The following is a 19047-nucleotide window of genomic DNA, read 5'->3' on the forward strand; positions in this document are numbered from 1 at the left end:
ATCCGACGGGAATGATGAAAATCATTTATCCATTTTTGGAGCATCCGGTTTCCCTTTTTTTGGTGTTGACATGGATTTCTTTTTTTTAGAGGAAAAAATCCATTGCTTCCCTGGAAAATTCCAGCCGAATCGTTCTCGGACCAGCACGCTCTCCTGTTTAGGAAGTAGTTTTCGGTGCGTGGGACTCCAGGTGAATACCGGATGCACCACTAGCTTATTGGCTGAATCAAAAAAAACCTCGCCTATTTCGCATATCGCCCGGCGATCAATCGTTTTCCCTCCGCGGTGTTCCCCCCAGCGCCGTTGCACCACTAAAATGTTGAGCCATCCCAAATCCTGTTCGGGTATCCCGAATCCGCGGAGCCGCGCAATAGTTTCATGGGAGGAATGCCCATGAAAGGTGGCATAGGTTCCTTTTCCCTGTCCCGCGAGCACCGCTTCGATGAAGGCGAAGGCCTCTTCCGGATGACGGATTTCCCCCACGACAACTCGATCTGGGCGCATCCGTAATGTTTCACGGATCAGACGGGGCATCCCCGCATTCCCCTCCGGATCAGGAACCAGGCGAACCGTATGGGGTTGCTGGAGTTCAAGTTCAGGTGTCTCTTCGATAACAATGAATCGTTCATTCATGGGGAGGCAGTGGAGCAATGTGTTGAGCGTTGTCGTTTTCCCACTCCCAGTATTTCCCGCGAGGAGGAGGTTGCAATCCAACTGAAGGGCCATTTCCAGATACACCAAAGCGTCAGGGGAAATCACCCCATGGTCGACCAACCATCTCGTATCCGTGGGCCTATGAATCATCCTCCGGATGGTGGCTTCCACGGGTTCAAGGCAGACAGGGGCGATGGAGGCGTGCATTCGCCCATACCCGGGGATGGGAGCGTTGAGGAGCGGGGTTCCCGTGCTCAATCGTCGACCCGTTTCAACGACCATCCGGTTGAGTAAGGTAATGAGGACGGAAGCGGATGTGAAATAGAGCGGCGTCTCCATCCAGCCGTGGTCCGTATGGTATACGCGCACGGGAAAGTCTTTTCCTATCCCATATATCCCAATTTCTTCAATCTGGGGATGCTGAAAAATCTCCGTGAGGGGGCCGGCATGAAAGGCATGCAAAGTGAGGGTATGCCCCATCTCCTCACGCTGTTGGGGATCCAGAGCAATGCGATGCTCCCGGCACCACTCCTCAAGGAGATCCTCCAATTGATCGAGCGTGGTGGGAGGTGGAATGGCATAAAACCGTTCGAGCACGGATTGGCAGACCTGCTTCTCTTCCGCGGACAAGGGAGGGAGTTGTGACAGGGGAAAATGGGAGTCATGGAAAGGATTGAGGTCCCAGCCTAAATCCTTATTTTCATCCCTCTTTCCCATTAGGGGGAAGGTGACCGAGAGGGTTTTAAGGAAACGGAAAACCCTATTATGTAGTATTTAGTTCGGATGCTGAACCATTCCTCCGGGCGCGTGTTCATATTCCACGGGAAACAAGTATTTGTACTCTGGCATCATCCTAAAGGTCGGGAATCCATCACCCCATTTGGAATCCCTCACGTAGGCAACGAGCAAAAAGAGGCAAAGGGTCGGGATGCCATGCATCCCGCCCACATTCTCCTAGTTTGGTTTTGGGTTTTCTCTTTCAAATTTTTTATATTTAGTTTTCCTTATTAGAAAAACACATCTTCCTAATCAATTCTAAACTTAGTTCCACTCCACCCCATCCCCCACTCTAATAATGAATTCCCGAATGGTCCCCGCGGGCAGTTCTACCACCCACTTCGCCGGCGCGGAAGGGGTGTAATTGAGTATCCATGGGCGGAGCGTCGCTATATCTACGATTTTTTTTTGGGCATCCAGGAATAATACATCGATGGGCATGCGCATGAATAGCATGTGCAGGCTCGCTCCCCTGCGGGTTTCCTTTTGAAGGTGGAACAGAAGGACATAATCGAAATCCACTTCATGTACCCCTATCAACCCCAAGCTTTTTTCCCAGAATGAACGCGCATGCTTCACGCGCTGGAGAAAAAGGGTGTTCCCTTTCCGGGTGATCATGGATTTTTTATTTTTGGAGATTGATGAATTGGAATTTTTTTTCCGTTGAAGATGGGTCATACTCAATGCACGCCTGCTTTCACTTTCTTCTTAATGGGTTGGTCTTCCAGCATCTCCAGGGGAGGGACTCTCAATTCCTCGATGGCCTCGCGCACCTCGCCCACCGTGGTATCTTTGGATGCAATTGGGTTGTTCCCTTTTTCCCCATCCTCATCTTCTTTCCCCCCCAATTCCCGTGAAAGTTCTTTAATCTCCCTAAGGCGCTGCTTGAGCTCCTGCAGTAGCTTTTCTCTCTGGGCCTTGTCCATGGGCCTCTCATCGTTTTCGGTCATACCTACCTTCTTCCGGGTCCCCAGAACCCGTATGAGGCACTCCTTTAAATGTTCCCTCCCCCTTTTTCCATCACGAGGAGCCCGTGGAACCACCTTTATGCCCAGCCTGTCTTCGATCGCCTTCATCCCTGACGGGAACCGCAGGTTTGCCCTATCGCAAGGACTGAACCTGGCCGACGCCTACCAATTAGGCACCCAGAAGTCGTGGGATGTCATGCAGTGGCTGGTCCAATATCCTTCTATCAAGGTAGGAACGTTTTACACCCTCTCCCTCGAGAACATCACCCGCTCCTCCACCGAGCTGAATATCCTTTTTTCTATATTCGAACGGGAGGCCGACCGCCTCCTTAAGGATGAACGATTCAAAACCCATGAGTTCGCGGTGAAATTCCTAGGGCGGTTGGAACATTTTCCCGACTCATTACGCTCAAAAATGATGACCATCCAGGAGCGTTCCCAGGACTATGCCAAGCGCCTCATTAACGTGGCCATCGGCTACAATGGAAGAGCAGAAATCGTGGATGCCGCCAAGAGGTTAGCGGAGGATGTCCGTATCGGGAAAGCCAATCCCTCAGACATCGATGAGGAGAGCTTCAAGGATTATCTGTATGGAAATTTCCAGGACCCGGATATGATCGTGCGCACGGGACACACGCAACGCCTCTCGGGATTTTTGACGTATCAGAGCGTGTACTCCGAGCTCTATTTCCTCAATAAGTTTTGGCCCGAGTTCGGGGAAGAGGACCTGCGCACCGCCATCCAAACATTCGAGAGCAGGGATAGGCGCTTTGGGAAATAGGATTCATTTTCATTTCAATCTCTCAGGGCATTGCCAAAATTATTCCTCCACCCTCGCTTGGTCGAAATCGATGACGACAACCTTAGGCCATTTCTTTCCATCTTTTTCTGCCCAAGTCACGATCATATTCCTGTAGTGCAGATGCCCATGAATGATTCGTCGCCGAATGAAACTCTTTTCGATAGATCCCATCTGACGCAATACTTCATTCCTCCACTTGCGTCCTGAGGGCCCACCAAGAAAATCAATGAGAGTGGGACCTTCAATCACACGACTATATACCAGTATGTCCCCCTCTGACACGAACCTATCCAACCTGTTTCTTCTGATCCGATGAGCACGCAACTTCCCATTTTTCCAAATAAGGGGTTCCACTGGAATGCCCGCTTTTTCCGCTGCAACCCAGGCTTTCAGATTTTCAGTCGATATCGCCCGGGCTATCACTTTCCCGAAAAGCTTTCCGCCGAAGGCGAATCCAGCCGATCCCGTTCGTGCAAGCCTCGCACGCCGAATCCTATTGGACGGGTCTAAAAAAGCAGCCAATTTGGGAAGATCCTCTTGGAGCCCAAACAACGTGAACGCACCTTTCGCTCCCAACACCCGAAGCGTTGCAATAGCTCTAACCCTCACAGAACGCCACGGATCCCTTACTAAAGGCCAAACTTTTTCCGCCGACTTTGGATTCCTATCATTATATACCCAATCCAACGCGGCATCGCGAACCTCCCAATTTGGGTTTCTCAGCAAAGACCATACAACCAAACGATCCGCTGGTCTCGGCTCCTTTGCGAGCATTTTGGTCGCGAACTTAACCGTTTGCGCGTTGACCCTTTTTTTCCTGATTATCCTCCGCGCCTCTTTTACCAACTGATGGGAGTCGATTATACGTAATGCCTCATACGCCATCATTTGCACTCGTTGGTTATTATACTCCAAAAATGGCACGACTGCATTACTAAAACGATTTGTCCTCTCTGTTTGAAGAGATATTAATGTTTCAGCGATAATCCCAGGATCATTACTTTCCAAATACGAGGTCACTTTTTGCACATACTCACTCGAATGCCCTTTCTCCCGCAACTGATCTAATTCATCTACTATTCTAGTCAGCCTCAACTCGTATAAAAACCGATGCCCTGAAACCTTCTCACTATCCGATATGCGTAGCCTCCTTGCCGATGGCTTACGCACCTGAATCTGCTTAGCTCTCCTGTGCCCCATATCCAAATCTCACAAAATCTTTATAGATAAACATTCCTGGCACCCTTGAAAACCCATATCCTCCAGCCCCATCTTGGCGCTCCACCCTCTCTTCCGGCAGTAAAATAGCCCATCATTCCCTCCCTTTTCCGTGGTGGGAACATGGTGCTCTATCTCCCCTGGAAAACCTTTTCAGAATTTGAGCAGAATCTTCGCGCCCTCATCCGCACGGAAGCCTCTCATGCGTCCACCCCCATCCCTTTTCTCCATTGCCAGCACCCCATGACGCGCGCCCTGCTCAACCAGAGGCACTGGCAGCCTTTTCTTTCCCACTTGGAATTGCTCCTTATCCACGATCCGGAGGACCTTCTTTACCTCCTCAAATCCCTGGGCTTTCGAAAAAAACTCGGCGGAAAAAATATCATCATCCTCTCTCCTTATGCTCATCTGTTGGAAGGACTATCCCTCCGCTCGGAAAAGGAATGGGTGGAAAACCTTCAGAGGGAAATAGCTAAGCTGGAAGAGAAATATACCATTCACGTGGTGGTAGCGGAGAATTGAAATTTTAAATCGGGCGCTATCAGCGTCGTCGATATGGGGATTTTCCTTGCCCTATTGGTTTTACTTCTCTTTTTTTATCCGCTTTCACTTTCAAAGGTCTTATTTTAGTTTTACCTGCAGGTAATCGGATATCTCTCCTTTTTCCTCGTCGTTGTTTCCGTGCCCCAATTCCTATTTGGAATCCGATACCGATGCGCTCATGCCCATCCGGCCCTTTCTCCCCGAATAACATGAGATGAGATTTTCCATCTCCCAATCCATAGGCGATGCGGCCAATATTGACTTGATTCTCCAAATTGTGTGCGAACCCGGCTGCCCATCTTCCCCATGCGTGCTCAACCCCAAGAGTGGTGTCCAAGTGCTTCCCATTATTCGCTACGATCAAAGAGGTCACCGGACCATTCCAGTTGAAATCTTTCTTGACAGCCAGTTGTTGGGAGCGACTTCCAAAATCGGGGACGAGAGAATAGTATAGGTTTGTATTACCAGGCAGCCCCCATTTGGAAGCGAGCCGGGTGAATGTATCCGTTGGAGTTCCGAAAACGCGAACGCCGAGCGTCACTTTTTCATTAATCAAACTCCCGGCGATTCCCATCGCCATGAATTGGGTTCCTGGGTTGTTGATATCGGTCGCCGTAAGATAATTCAAATAGGTCCCCTTCCACCCGGTTTCATGCCATCCCAGAACGGCTGGAACCAAGGCTGTCTCATTCGTTTTAGGATTGTAAATGGTATCGAAAGCCAAGAGGTGAACATTCGTTCCCGTGCGCGTAGGAGCCGAGCTCGGAGGGATTAACATTGGCGCTCGTTCCCCCGGCCCACCACGCTGGGGCGCGGTGCACGCAATCAACGCAAAGGGAATAATCCCGGCACGAAAAAAACGAAGTGTTTTTCTTTTTTGTATGGGGCGCATGGAAGGTGAACGCCCCCCCCTTTAAATCCTTTGGGTTGTCTCGAAATTATTAGGCCAAAAACTAGATTAATTTCTTCCCATCCTTATCAAAAAGGTGAATCACATTCACCGGGCAGGAGTCGGCGGCCTCTTTGTTAGAAACGTATTTGTCCTGGTCGATCTCCCTTTCTTCCAGGGTGATTTGCCCTCCTTCCTCAGTGTGCTTGCTTTCCTTGAGGTCGGATTTCCCGTCGACGGGGGACATCTCCCAATAGTCAGGGGCCACCGCGGCGCAGGCGCCGCAGCCGATACAGTTGGGTCGGTCGTGCTGGATCTTGAAATCGGACATCAAAAAAGTCTCCCTTCTGGCAAAGGTAACCAAAGGGAGACCCCGAACTGTTTTAAAGATATGGGAACAGTGCTCCAACCTTCCGTTGGTTCCCGAAAGGAATGGCATTTTGACGGTATTTATAACCGTTTCCACCTTGGGATTTTGAGGGAAAGCCCCGTCGTCTAGTGGTCAAGGATACGAGACTCTGACTCTCGGGACCGGAGTTCGAATCTCCGCGGGGCTATGAGGAGGCTCCTACTTCACAGGATGTCGTACGCTTTTTCGCCGGCCTTTTTCTAAAAGGCCGGTTCCCGAATCTCCGCGGGGCTATGGGGGGGTTTCTGCTCTACAGAAACCCGCACGCTTTTTCGTCGATCTTTTTAGGAAAAAGGTCGGTTCTTAAATCTCCGCGGGCTGTCCATTTGATGGAGAAATAGCTTATGGATAATCCATTGCTCGAGAAGAATGTCCTTTTCCTGACCATGGATTCGTGTCGGTTTGACACCATGGTCAAGGCCCAGGCGCCAACGATTAAGAGTATTGGGCCTCTTCGGATGGCTAAAACCCCCGGGACATTCACTATTCCCGCGCATTTGGCTTTCTTCACCGGCCATCTTCCCAACGTTTTCAAGGACCCCCTGCCGTATTATTCACAGCAAGTGAAAAAACTCTGGTTTGTTCGCCATTCCCCTCCATTGTTTTCTGGAATCAATTGTGGGATACCATTGTTTGGGCGCACTATTTTCGATGGGTATGCTCGGGAAGGATTCCACGTCCTGGGAGTGGGAGGGGTTTCTCCTTTCCATCCAGACGGGGTGCTTCGCCCCCATTTCCCGGGAGAATTTTTGTATTATGGATTGTCTTCCCATCAGCATCCCTTCCAATCCGCCCGCAAATCCCAGTTCGCGCTTACCCACGTCAATGAAATCGTGGACCATTTGTCACCCCATGATAAGTGGTTTCTTTTTCTGAACGCCCGGGAGACGCATTACATGTATGACACGGGGAATGGGATTCCTAAAAAAATACGGGACTATTTTCCGGCACTGAAAACCGCCTATAACCTCCGTGAGCATACGGGAATGGAATTCCCTTCCTGGTTGGGGAAACGCCTGCATCGCCTGCAGATTGAAGCATTGGAGACCCTGGATGCCCGTTTAAAGACATTGATAACTCACCTCCCCGGGGAACAGGATATCCTGATGGTCATCTGTGCTGACCATGGGGAGAATTTGGGGGAAACCTATTTGGGGAAACCCCGATTCGGCCACGAAATCGCCTCTCCTCACGTGATAAATGTGCCCCTCCTCATTGGCACGCGTAATGGAATGAGGCCGGGCGGTTTCAAACATGGGGATTGGCCCTCAACGCTTTAATACCACAAAACCCTTCCATGCGTCCGGATTCCTATGGCTCCGGATGCACCTTCTCATTCTACCAAAAAAACCAAATACATCGTCGTCACCGGAGGGGTTCTTTCGGGATTAGGAAAAGGGATCGCGGCGGCTTCCATCGGCCATTTGTTTGCTTCCGCAGGGCTAAAGGTCATCCCCATGAAGCTGGATGGCTACTTGAATGTGGATCCCGGCACCATGAATCCCATCGAGCACGGAGAGGTATTTGTTCTGGATGATGGGGGAGAAGTGGATATGGATTTTGGACACTATGAACGTTTTTTGGGGGTTACATGCAAATCCGAATGGAACCTCACCATGGGAAAGATTTACGATTTTGTTCGACAGAAAGAGCGGCGGGGCGATTATTTAGGAAAAACGGTCCAGTACATCCCCCACGTCACCAATGCCATCAAAGAGTTGCTTCATCAGGTGGTGGAGGAAGAGCATCCCGATATCCTTCTTATCGAAGTGGGGGGAACAGTTGGGGATATGGAAAACGAGTTGTATGTGGAGGCAGTACGGCAACTCCGGAAGGAAGTGGGGGAAACCAACATTGCTTACGTCCATTTGACGTATGTCCCCATTCTCTCCGCGGTGAAGGAACAAAAATCCAAGCCCACCCAGCAGAGCGTAGGTTTGTTACGCCAGCGGGGCATCCAACCCGATATCATCATTGGTCGGTGCAAGGAAAAACTTACGGATGCGGTGAAGGCCCGCATCGCCATGTTCTGCGACATCCGGAAGGAAGGGGTTATCACCGGCTTGGATGTGGATGACGTGTACAAAATTCCTATCGTGTATTACGAGGAAGGGATTCTCACCCAGCTCAATAGCAAATTGGGCTTGGATGCCAAACCCTGCATCCAGGATTGGGAACCCTTCCTCCGCCGCCACTCCGAGAAAAAGGCCCGCATTGCCATCTGCGGGAAATACACTTCATTAGGGGATTCCTATGCCTCGGTCATCGAAGCCATCCACCATGCGGCCGCGCACCAGGAAGTGGATCCCATCATCCAATGGGTGGAGACAACCGCTATTGAGGAAGGGAAGGTGACGGTGAGCGAGGCCCTGAAAGGGATAGATGGGATTGTCGTTCCTGGAGGATTTGGCGGGCGAGGCACTGAAGGAAAGATCCAGGTTATCCAATACGCAAGGGAGCACCACATCCCCTTCCTCGGGCTATGCTATGGCATGCAGTTGGCGGTCATCGAGTTCGCCCGCCATGCCTGCCACCTCCATAATGCGCATTCCTCTGAAATTAATCCCGGCACCCCCCATCCGGTCATTGACCTCCTCCCCGAACAGGTCGAGATAAAAGAAAAAGGCGCCACCATGCGTTTGGGAGGGCAGGATGTGGCCATCCAAATAGGAACGCGCGCCCACGCCCTTTTCGGGGATACCACGCGCTTGCGTTTCAGGCACCGGTATGAGGTGAACCCAAAATACATTCCGCTCCTAACCCAGTATGGGATGATCTTCTCCGGGAGAGCCCCGGAACGAGAAATAATGCAGGTCCTCGAACTCCCTAATCATCCTTTTTTCATGGCCACGCAGGCCCACCCCGAGCTGACCTCGCGCCCCGATAAACCCAACCCATTATTCCATGCATTCGTGGGCGCGTGCGTCCCGATAGAAAAAGTTCTCACGGAGCGACAGACACACAACCTGGGCCCGCATTTCCCGTAGAAACGGATCGCACACGTTGGCAGAATTGGATTTGGGCACTGGCCTTCTCATTCGAGTAATCGTAGTCCGGGAAGGCATTGGAGGGGCTGGGGAATACGGTGAAATTATACGAGCCATCCCCGCTGAAAGGATGAGCAACGGACACCGACTGCCCGGCCGGAATGGAAATGATCTGCGTCCCAATGAGCTGCCCTCCATCAATAGGGTCATCATCCCAGAATTCAATAGTGGCATTGGACGCATCCGCATTGCCGATGTTTCGTATGGTCGCCCTCACCGTAATGGTTTCGCCTGGCAAGGGATAGGAATTGGAAAACTGAATTGCATTCGGACCTATTTTCAGGTCCGGGGCCACGATGAGGGAGGTGGAAATACGCTCTTCCAGATAAAAGGGGGCCCCATTCCAAACCCCGTTCGCATTGATATCAAGGAGATAGGGGCCGGCGAGGCTTCCTAAATCATGCGGTGCGGCATAGAGCCCGTCATTCGCTCCCCCGTCGGAATGGTTGCCGTCGTCGAATAAAGGAATACTGTGGGTGACCCCGTCGGGTTGGATTAAAGTGGTTATAACCGTCGCGCCCAACCCCGGGGCATTCGTATTAAGATCAAATATCCGCGTGGAGATGACCATGGTTTCCTGGGGGAAGTATTCCGTTTTGTCCACGCCGGATTGGATTCCGATGGGTCGACCGATGTAGGCGATCATGTTGAAATCCGCTGGAGTAGCACCGCTGTACAGATTGGCCTGCGCCATCCAGATGCCCCCGTTGGCATCCAAATTTTGGGGATGCGTGATATGGAACTCCCTATAATAGACATTCTGGTCGAAAACGGAAGTATATTGCACCCCTGGAAAATTAAAGTAATTCCAGCGGGAAATGGTCCCTCCCTGCGGAAGAAGGAGGATAGGGTAGAAACCACCGGCGCGGGAGGTAGTGGCAATGGTCAAAACATCCCGGGGGAAGGGGATGGGAAAAACATCGATGGTTTGATTGGGATCCACTACCCCGCTTCCTTCCTTGATTTCCAATGATGGAGTTTGAGAGTGAGAAGCGAGGGATGCGGGGCAATTCCCCAGCGTCGTGTTCCCGTCCCGCATCAATGAAAGGATTTGCGTGAGGGTGGGGGCGTGGGAATAGTAATTGGGATCATACTTCCCGTGCACAACATCCGCAAGATAACATTGCGAGGTGAACGCCTGCACGCTGGCCACCGGAACGACATTGTCATTGGGAATATGGGAATCCGCGGGGTAGCAGAAAGAGGGCAAAAACTTGCATAAGGGCCACCGGGTCACCAAGGAATAGAGCCGCGTCCCCGCGATCCCGATGTGCGGAACCCCTTTGGAATCGTACGCCCGATTCAAAACATTGAGGAAAAAGGAATAGGGAATCATTTGATACCGGGCCGTATCTTTCGGGTCGTCCCCGCTCTTCATATTCAGCTTCTGCCCGAAGGGGTGGCGGGCCATGTTCGTTCCCTCATTGGGAGTGCCGAGCAGGAATAGACGATTAATATCCCCCCGATACCCATTGGAGGCGATGTATGCGCGCGCGGCCAATCCCCCCATGGAATGGCCCACCACGTCCACCTTCCTATTTCCCGTATTCGAATGGATAATGTTGAGGGCTTCCGCCATTTGATCCTTCAACGATCCAATGTCCCCGTTGTTGGGCACCAATCCCTTCTGACTCAAAACACGGCCCACGCGGTAGGTTTGGTAGCCCACCCGTCCAAGCAAGGTTTCCAATGGGTCCCAAATGTCATCGTCCGCATAGATGCCATGAACGAATAGCACCGGGAGGGGGATGGATTTTTTTTGGTATAATTCGCTTCCCCCGCTCGGGTGGTTTATACTGAAAACAACTTCCACCTGATTTTTTGAATCGATATCCATATTGACGCCATAAATCAAGCCCGAGGTGGATTGGAATATAATTTTTGAACTGTTAAGATAGAACAAGGTCCCCCCATCAGAATAGGCTTTATTATAGTAGACGCGAGTGGTGGTGCCGCTCACGTAATATTGAATAAGGTGGAGATCCCCATGAAAATCCGGTTTGATTTTCGGAGCGCTGTATGTGGATCCACTATTTCCGATTTGGGTGAACGGAGTCAGGGCGTTCCCGTCCAGGTCGTATTTTTGGTAATACCATTGCGTGCATCCAATATACCAACAATTATTCCGGTTACCCCAGATGAGGGCCAGATTCTGTTGGGGATCAATGAATACTTTCACATCATAAATTTCCAAACGGTAAATAGGAGGGTTGATGATTTGATTCATCAGCAGGTTTCCAACATTATCCAATCGGACCATCACGATCCGGTTATCCGGCCACGTCCTGTTTTCGCCCCATGCGGCGCTCACGAAGCCGTTTTCATCTACGTCGAGGGAGGGGCGATTATGATTACCTCGGGGGATATTCAGGCTGGTAGTAGGGATGAGTATGTTTCCCTCATCATCTATTTTTTGGAATTTTACAGAGGATTGGGGATATGGCATCTTATCAATCATGATCAAATGGATGTCATCGTTTCCATCTAGCGCCATTCCAAAAGAAGAAAACCCATTCGAGTCGTTCGTGATGGGAATAATAGGGGTCGCCATTTGGCCATCGGGGGAAATTTTCCGGTATTGGAGTTGGTAGGGGGAAATCACCCCGCTCAACCAAATCACATGGACGGCATCCGATTGATCCACTCTCAAATCGAATTCAGTGGTGTTGTTGCCGAGCGTGTTGCCCGATACCCGCAGAACCGTGCCAATGGGATTGCCTTGCGAATCCGTCTTCTTGTAATAAAGCGCATTTTCGATCCGGTCGCGCCACAGGATGTTCACATTATCCTGGGAATCCGTTTTCACGATTACAGATTGGAAGACCCAATTCTGGTCCGAACCAAGAATAACCTTTTCATCCTCCCAGCCGAAGGGTTCTCCCGCCGCGGGGGTGCCGAAAAGCAAACCTATTCCGAGAAGCAGGTAAAGGATTTTGGGGAGAAAGGCCATTATTATTTTTCCCGCCTTCCCCTATATAAATAATGTAGAAAACGACCCCTTTTGAGAAGGAATTGACCTCCTCCCCGCCCCATAAGGGCGTGGTCTCAGCCATTTTTTGATAAATCTTTTTCTAAAAAAAGTTGTTTTTGATGAAACTTTTTTCTAAAAAGTTTCCCCTCATTTCGCCAAGGCGAACCCGAGGGCTTCTGGCAGCAACGTGATCATCCGGGGGGTGCGGAGGAGTTTGCTTATGAATCTTGAGGGCTCGTCCATGTCGCCTTCCCGGGAGAGGAATTCTTCCATGCCCGCGTCCTTGAGCTTGAGGAAGAGCTTGTCCAAATAGGTATCAGTGAGGGATGCTTGATATTGGTGAATGCGGTGATGCAGCTCGAGTTCGCGAAAGATGGGGGCCATTCGTTTTTCGTATTCGGTGAGTGGGGTATCGTGCGCGATATTCTCCTGGATGACCTTTCCTAAAATGTCCGCGGCCTTGGTGTTCATGATAATGCCCCCGCCCGTGGTGGCTTTGGTCTGGAAGGCGGCGTCCCCCAGTAATACCAATGGGTCCGCGTAAAGTTTTCGGATGGGCCGCGCGCAGGGAATGAGAAAGGAGTTCTCGCTCTTCACGTGCACACTCAATTGTTTTTCCCGGATGAAATGCTTGAATACAGTGGCGGGATTCATCCCCATTCTACATCCTAATCCTACTTTGGCGCTCTCCTCATTCTCCGGAATGACCCACGCGAAAAAATGCGGAGCAATATCAGTGCCGAAATAGAGTTCCACCATCCGGGGGTCGAAGCTTCCCGCCACTTTCGCTTGGTAGGAATGGATGAAATCCGTAGCTTTCGACTCGATGCCCGCGCTCTTTCGGAGGCGGGAGTTCACTCCATCCGCGGCCACGATGATGCTTGCTTTCCGCACCCCTCCGCGTCCTTTATTCTGGGTAAATACACTATTCCCCCGCACGCTCATCACACTCGTGTTCAATTCCACGGTGGCGCCCGCGTCGAGGGCTTCCTTGTACAGGGTTTGGTCAAATTTTGACCGATCCATCACGTGCGCTACGGGTTCCTTAGATTCGATGCGAAGTTGAGTATTATTAGGGGAATACAATTTGGCACCATATATATGATTAGTCCGGCTGTCCGAAAGATCAAACCCCAGTTCCTTCGTATTGCGCGCGCTGATGAGTCCCGAGCAGTGTTCCGGTACCCCTATTTGGGGGTGGTCTTCCAAAACCGTCACGGGAATATCATTTTCAGCAAGCCGTCGAGCCACGCGCAATCCCGCGCACCCCCCTCCCACCACGATGACGGACTCCATAACCGGAAAGGCCGTGGAATGGTTTTAAACCCCACTCGGAGACCCGCACCCATTATTAGCTGGGAAAGAATAAGGATGGGATGAGCGGGGCGGGTGGACTCATCCTATTGGGTGTGGCCTTAGTGGTGGCCGGGGGAGCAAGCCAGTTATTCCTAAATCCTCCAAGTCGTACACCCGGCCACCGGCTTTTGCCTCACTGGGAGGAAGGACTCATCTATTCCCTCCTCTTGGGCCCCTTCATTCTCTTTCTATTGGGAAAAATGGGCTTTCGTATGTCCATCACCACCCTCCTGGTTTTGGTGTTGGCCGCCCTGCTGGGAGGGTGGATGCTCCGCTTTCGGGTGAAGCGGTGATGGGATGAGCGGTTGGATAATCCGCTTGAATGATGGAGATAATCCTATCCCACCATACAAGATAATTCATACAATGGTTTGAGATTTTTTTAATGGAAAATATTCCTCGGACATTTTAAAAAAAATACCAAGGGAGGACCAACCAATTTCCAATGTCCAAAGTTATCACCGCTTCCATTTAACCGTGCGGAAGGGAGTAGGTTCAAACCGGCTGGGCACGATGGGTTTACCATGCATCCTATCCGAGCGCGCGCTGCTCCAGAGGATAGGGTTGTCCATTCCGCGCGTATCCGTGGGAATCATGCGTCGTCCCATCAGGATGATGCCGGCAATCACGAGTATTCCGATAATGGGCATCGCCATTCCGGAGGCGGCCGATACTAATCCTGAAAATAATGAAGGCTGATCATCATTCAATTCTCCTTGCAGGATGGGCGGGCTTGTCCGGGCGCTCAATTGGGCGGCCAGGAATTCCGCCTCTTCTTGAGTGAACGAGGCAATGGTCTGATACGAGAATTCCACGGCTTCCCCTTCCCTTAAATCCAAGGCTTCAAACTGGATGATGGGATCATCCTTGAGGGTGGTGAATCCATGCTCGGATGTCAATTCCGAAGTGAAGTTGGCCATCGCTTTGGGCACGTTTTCTATCAACCGAATAGTCGAATGGCCATTGCTTTCGAGCCGATAGATGATCTTGAGAACATATTTCCCTGTTTCCGTGGGAGAAGGAATGATTTGGATGAATTTACTGACATTCCATTCGTCCATCAATTGGGTGGTTTCCGCGAGGGTGTCTTGATCCTCCGGGTTGAATCCCGCTTCCTGGAGGATGAGGGGGAGCATCCCGGAATCAATGGACATGAGTACTTCCTCATGGGAAACACTTTCCACAGGCGGAGCAGGCTCTGAAACCGGGGCGGCGGTGCGAGCCGCCGGATCTAAAATAATTCCCGTTTTCACGGCCGCGGAGCACTGGTCTGCAGTAAACTTGAGGGTGAATGTATTTCCGATTTCCAGTGGGATGGGTATGGTAGCCCCCCATGCCCGTTGGGACAGGTTGGTTTTCCCATGGTTTTGAGTCAGCTTTCCCGTGGCGAAAGAAGATAGTTCGCCTCCGGTATAGGATTGGGATGACTCCACTTCGACCACAATCGAATCCCCCGCATACCAGGGAGTCTCAACGTCAAAAGTGACGGCACACGCGGGGAGGGAGCCACCCGAGTTATTGGAGGAATCATTGTTGGTATTGTTATTGTTGCTGCTGCTCGCGCATCCTGAGGTTTTGGCTTCCAATCGGTCGCTCGCATTTCCTTTGTTTCCCGCCTTGTCAATGGCTTTCACCCAGAAATAATACGTGGTGCATTCATCCAGGCCAGTGATAGAAGTACTCGTCCCACTCGTGGTTCTGGACGAACTATCGGGAATGGATGAGCTGGTGCTCCGATAGACTTCGTATTCCTTGATCCCGGATCCGCTGTCCGATCCTGAGTCCCATTCGAGATCGATGGCTTCATCATCCACCGAATCCAACTCAAGATCATTCACTTTTCCGGGAGGGGTCACATCGTAGTACACATTCTTGGTTTGAGTAGGCGATACGTTCCCGGCGCGATCCGATACATAGGTCTCAATGGTTCGGGACCCCTCTCCCGAACTGCACCCATTAGAAAGAATACTGAATGAATCGATGTTCACATTGTGAGTCATTTCGGTAAAATTCCCGCTGGTACCGCAGCGCATATACAGCTTATCGATTCCCCCTGCGTCGCTGGCGGATAATGTGAATGAAGGAGTGGGGTCATTAGTAAATTCAGCCACCGAAAGAGTGAGGGTGGGAGTCGTAGTATCAATGGTAAAAGGAAACGTTTTCGTCTCCTCATTCCCCGCCAAATCTTTTACTAATGCCACGAGCGAATGGCTCCCTTCCCCTAACGGGGAGGAGGGGGTGAATATCGCTTGGTTGCCTTGCAAAGTAGAATTGGTGGCCGTCCCATCGAGGGTAAGGACAAAAGATAGGTCATCGATGCCACTTAATACGTCGTCCACATCAATGGTAAACGTGAATTGGGTTTGTGTCGTATACCCATGCGTGGGAATGGATGGACTGCTCGTGAGGGTGAGGGTAGGTTTCAATGTGTCCACTTGGACAGCTGGTCCCACCCATTCGGTTTCATTCCCGGCTGCATCCATGGCTTTCACCAGGAGGAGACCGTCCACATTCTCGAGAGCAATGGTCCCAGGGAATGAAATGTAGGCCCCTAATTCGATGGCGTAATGCAACGTGCAAGAGGAGGTATCCGTGCAGGTCGCAGTGAGTTGGATGGGACTATTCATCCATCCTCCCGCGGATGGATCGGGAATAAGGGTGGGGGTGGGCAGGATCGGGGAAATCGTGTCCAATACGGTTTCCCCAAAATCCACGCCATCCGAGGCCCCTTGGAAAAAGGCTTCAATGAAAAAAGTGACATTCCCATCATTCAACCCATTCGGGATGGCATCCCAGGTATACGTGCAGGGGCGCGGCGTGATATAATCGGAAGGGTTTCCGCATAAATCATTCGCGAGGAGACGCGTGGATAGGGCGGTGGCATTCGCCAACGTACCATCATTCCCCGCCCACATCACGAGTTTAAGTTGATCAGTAGAATTCAGATCCACATTCATCACGGTGAACGAAATGTCTATTCCCCCATTCCCGGGGTTGACATACGCAGGAATAGCCCCCATCTCAACCGTTGTCAGGGCATGGGCCCCAACCCCCAATGATAGGATGATAGCTAAAAAGACGATTCCCCGTTTCATGTGATAATTCCCCCTTAGCCTTTGTTACACTTCTATCATTTAAAAGCGTGTTGAATCCCATTTGGAATAAGCCCCAAATGTTTACGGGACGACGAAGATAAATGAAACAAGTAATGTAGAAAAGAAATAGATGGGGTGCAGAAGAATAATTAGGTAAGTCAATTAAGTAATTTTTGAATGGCAATGTGGGAAAAAAAACCAAAGGAACAGGAGCGTGGAACACATGGCACTCGAGTGGGCGCGGACGGTATTCTTCTTGGGCCTCCTAACGGGCTTGCTCATTGTCATTGGAAATATCCTCGGTGGCACGGAGGGTATGATCGTCGCTTTCATCTTCGCCGCGGTCATGAATTTCGTTTCATACTTCTTCTCTGATAAGATCGTCCTGGCCATGTACCGCGCCAAGCCCGTGGAAACTACTACAACTCAGGGGGCGCGCATCGAACGATTGGTCACACGCGCGGCCGGGAAGATGAATATTCCCATGCCCCGGTTATATATGGTTGAATCCAAATCCCCTAATGCGTTCGCCACCGGAAGAGGGCCCAAGCATGCAGCCGTGGCGTTTACGGGGGGGATTTTAGATCTGTTGGATGATGAGGAATTGGAAGGGGTCATCGCCCATGAATTGTCGCATGTCAAAAACAGGGATGTGCTCATCTCTTCCATCGCCGCGACCATTGCGGGAGCCATAGGAATGCTGGCATTCATGCTCCAATTCGCCGCATTCGGGAGTAGGAATGGGGAAGGGAGAAATCCCATTGGACTATTATTGATGGCCATCGTGGTGCCCATCATCGCCACGCTCATCCAGCTCGCCGTATCGCGTTCGCGTGAATATCATGCGGATGAAACCGCCGCACACACATTGTCAAATGGCAAAGGTCTCGCGCGGGCTTTAGGCAAGCTCGAGCGGGGCATTCACCACCACCCCATGCGTTCTGCCAACCAGGGCACGGCCCACCTCTTCATCGCCAATCCTTTTTCAGGAAAGGCCTTGCTAGGCCTTCTCGCCACCCACCCCCCGATGGATGATCGCATCGCCCGGTTGGAAAAGATGACGTTCGACAAAAGATGAAGTCTCACCCGCTCAACAAAGGGACAGTCCGGGTCCTAAAAAACCAACCCCATCCACCCATTGTCTCCTCCATGCGAACAACCCATTCCTTTTACCCATGCGGATGGGAGTTGGTACTATTTATTAGGTCCAAGGGGATGAGAACGCTATGAAATGGTCCTGGCTCTCCTTCCTGGTCACGCTGGCTATCTTATACCTGGCCGCGACTCGGTTGGATTGGGTCTCGTTGTGGGATGCCCTCTTCCTGATCGACCTGTCATTAGTAGCCATGGGCATGCTATTCTGGGTTTTCCTCATGATCTGCAAGGGACTAAAATGGAAAACCCTCGTGGGGGCCTTGGGAGGAAAAATAGGGATGTGGGATTCCATGAAAGTGTTGTGGATTGGATTATTCGTGAGTGTCATTACCCCCGGTCGTTTAGGTGATTTCGTGCGCGCCGCGTATGTGAAGAAAGACTTGTCCACGGGCGGGGGAATTATGGCGGTGGTGGTCGACCGCATGATGGATGTGCTGACCCTCCTCCTGTTCGCCACGCTCGGACTCCTATTCCTTTCACAGGAGAAAGGGATCAATCTCCTGTCCCCCCCGCTCATTTTAGGATTCATCATTGGGGCGTTCGTGGGGGCCTATTTGATGCTCAATCGTCGGTTCGCCCGACGCATATTCCCCCTTTTCATGCGCATCCTCCCCCCCACTTATGCCCAGATGCTCCAAAAATATGGCCGGCAATTCTTTGACAGCCTCCCCGCTCTCAAAAAGAACACGAATGCCATTTTCCTGACCCTGCTCGCCAGTACCGGCGCGTGGATTGGATCTATCTTCTTCGGGTGGTTTCTGCTGCAATCCTTCGGATTCGCTGTTCCCCTTGAAGTGGCTTTGTTGGTCGTCCCCATCATGTCCCTCGTTGAAATCATCCCCATCGGGGTCGCGGGATTAGGAACACGTGAGTTGGCCGTGGTCATCGTATTGGGGGCGTATGGCATTCCTCCCGAGCCTGCTGTATTATTTTCCCTCCTCTATTTCACGTTGGGATATATCCCCAGCTTCCTCATTGGGGCCTGGGCCTTCAATACGCACCCTATTCCCATCGAAGGGGGCTTGAAAGGCCTCATCGCCAAATACCGTTCTCCCCGCGGGTGACTATTATTTTCCTCATTCAAATAAAATCCACAAAAATCCCAAAATGACTTCCTCCCCACCTTAAAGGGTGGGGTATCCAACAAATAGAAAACGTCACCT

General features: G+C 51.2%; 16 protein-coding genes and 1 tRNA gene. 8 read left to right on the forward strand and 9 right to left on the reverse strand.

Annotated elements, in window-relative coordinates:
* Positions 1-21: 21 nt before the first annotated feature.
* The 3 genes from Q8P05_03310 to Q8P05_03320 form a co-directional block, all read right to left on the reverse strand.
* Positions 22-1371, reverse strand: a complete 1350-nt coding sequence (locus Q8P05_03310) for an ATPase, T2SS/T4P/T4SS family (protein MDP2666502.1) — start codon at positions 1369-1371, stop codon at positions 22-24.
* Positions 1372-1695: 324 nt separating this feature from the next.
* Positions 1696-2049, reverse strand: a complete 354-nt coding sequence (locus tag Q8P05_03315; GenBank protein ID MDP2666503.1) for a DUF192 domain-containing protein — start codon at positions 2047-2049, stop codon at positions 1696-1698.
* A gap of 62 nt (positions 2050-2111) precedes the next feature.
* Entirely contained in the window at positions 2112-2381 is a 270-nt protein-coding gene (locus Q8P05_03320; protein ID MDP2666504.1) for a hypothetical protein, read from the reverse strand.
* Positions 2382-2478: 97 nt separating this feature from the next.
* Here Q8P05_03320 and uppS point away from each other — a divergent pair, with 97 nt between their 5' ends.
* Positions 2479-3180, forward strand: coding sequence for a polyprenyl diphosphate synthase (gene uppS / locus Q8P05_03325; GenBank protein ID MDP2666505.1), 702 nt, complete (start codon positions 2479-2481; stop codon positions 3178-3180).
* A 39-nt stretch (positions 3181-3219) separates the two neighbouring features.
* Here uppS and Q8P05_03330 read toward each other — a convergent pair whose 3' ends face one another.
* Positions 3220-4401 carry a hypothetical protein gene (locus Q8P05_03330; GenBank protein ID MDP2666506.1) on the reverse strand — a complete coding sequence of 394 codons (1182 nt, stop codon included), beginning with the start codon at positions 4399-4401 and terminating at the stop codon, positions 3220-3222.
* A 141-nt stretch (positions 4402-4542) separates the two neighbouring features.
* On the opposite strand from Q8P05_03330, the gene Q8P05_03335 reads away from it, so the two are divergent.
* The gene (locus Q8P05_03335) at positions 4543-4941 is read left to right on the forward strand and encodes a hypothetical protein (GenBank protein MDP2666507.1); all 399 of its coding nucleotides are present in this window, start codon (positions 4543-4545) and stop codon (positions 4939-4941) included.
* Positions 4942-4960: 19 nt separating this feature from the next.
* On the opposite strand, the gene Q8P05_03340 is transcribed toward Q8P05_03335, so the two are convergent.
* The gene (locus tag Q8P05_03340) at positions 4961-5740 is read right to left on the reverse strand and encodes a hypothetical protein (GenBank protein MDP2666508.1); all 780 of its coding nucleotides are present in this window, start codon (positions 5738-5740) and stop codon (positions 4961-4963) included.
* Between the two features lie 175 nt (positions 5741-5915).
* Positions 5916-6182 carry a ferredoxin gene (locus Q8P05_03345; GenBank protein MDP2666509.1) on the reverse strand — a complete coding sequence of 89 codons (267 nt, stop codon included), beginning with the start codon at positions 6180-6182 and terminating at the stop codon, positions 5916-5918.
* A gap of 153 nt (positions 6183-6335) precedes the next feature.
* Between Q8P05_03345 and Q8P05_03350 the strand changes: the two genes are divergently transcribed.
* From Q8P05_03350 to pyrG, 3 genes are all read left to right on the forward strand, one after another.
* Positions 6336-6408, forward strand: a tRNA-Gln gene (locus Q8P05_03350).
* A gap of 196 nt (positions 6409-6604) precedes the next feature.
* Positions 6605-7540: a sulfatase-like hydrolase/transferase gene (locus Q8P05_03355; protein MDP2666510.1), complete on the forward strand. Its 936-nt coding sequence runs from the start codon at positions 6605-6607 to the stop codon at positions 7538-7540.
* 33 nt (positions 7541-7573) lie between these two features.
* A complete protein-coding gene (pyrG, locus tag Q8P05_03360; protein ID MDP2666511.1) occupies positions 7574-9247 on the forward strand; it encodes a CTP synthase (glutamine hydrolyzing) in 1674 nt (557 codons plus the stop codon).
* Here pyrG and Q8P05_03365 read toward each other — a convergent pair.
* On the reverse strand, positions 9204-12257 hold the full coding sequence (locus tag Q8P05_03365; GenBank protein MDP2666512.1) for a CARDB domain-containing protein: 3054 nt from the start codon (positions 12255-12257) through the stop codon (positions 9204-9206). The two genes, pyrG and Q8P05_03365, sit on opposite strands and share 44 nt — an antisense overlap.
* A 168-nt stretch (positions 12258-12425) precedes the next feature.
* Entirely contained in the window at positions 12426-13574 is a 1149-nt protein-coding gene (locus tag Q8P05_03370; protein MDP2666513.1) for an NAD(P)/FAD-dependent oxidoreductase, read from the reverse strand.
* 80 nt (positions 13575-13654) lie between these two features.
* Between Q8P05_03370 and Q8P05_03375 the strand changes: the two genes are divergently transcribed.
* Positions 13655-13927 (forward strand): hypothetical protein, encoded by a 273-nt coding sequence (locus tag Q8P05_03375; GenBank protein ID MDP2666514.1) that lies wholly within the window; start codon positions 13655-13657, stop codon positions 13925-13927.
* Positions 13928-14092: 165 nt separating this feature from the next.
* On the opposite strand, the gene Q8P05_03380 is transcribed toward Q8P05_03375, so the two are convergent.
* Entirely contained in the window at positions 14093-16729 is a 2637-nt protein-coding gene (locus tag Q8P05_03380; protein ID MDP2666515.1) for an Ig-like domain-containing protein, read from the reverse strand.
* 223 nt (positions 16730-16952) lie between these two features.
* Between Q8P05_03380 and Q8P05_03385 the strand changes: the two genes are divergently transcribed.
* Positions 16953-17807: a zinc metalloprotease HtpX gene (locus Q8P05_03385; GenBank protein ID MDP2666516.1), complete on the forward strand. Its 855-nt coding sequence runs from the start codon at positions 16953-16955 to the stop codon at positions 17805-17807.
* A 148-nt stretch (positions 17808-17955) separates the two neighbouring features.
* A complete protein-coding gene (locus Q8P05_03390) occupies positions 17956-18948 on the forward strand; it encodes a lysylphosphatidylglycerol synthase transmembrane domain-containing protein (GenBank protein ID MDP2666517.1) in 993 nt (330 codons plus the stop codon).
* Positions 18949-19047: the final 99 nt, after the last annotated feature.

The sequence above is a fragment of the Candidatus Diapherotrites archaeon genome, from assembly GCA_030688545.1.
GTDB lineage: Archaea > Iainarchaeota > Iainarchaeia > Iainarchaeales > VGJJ01 > VGJJ01.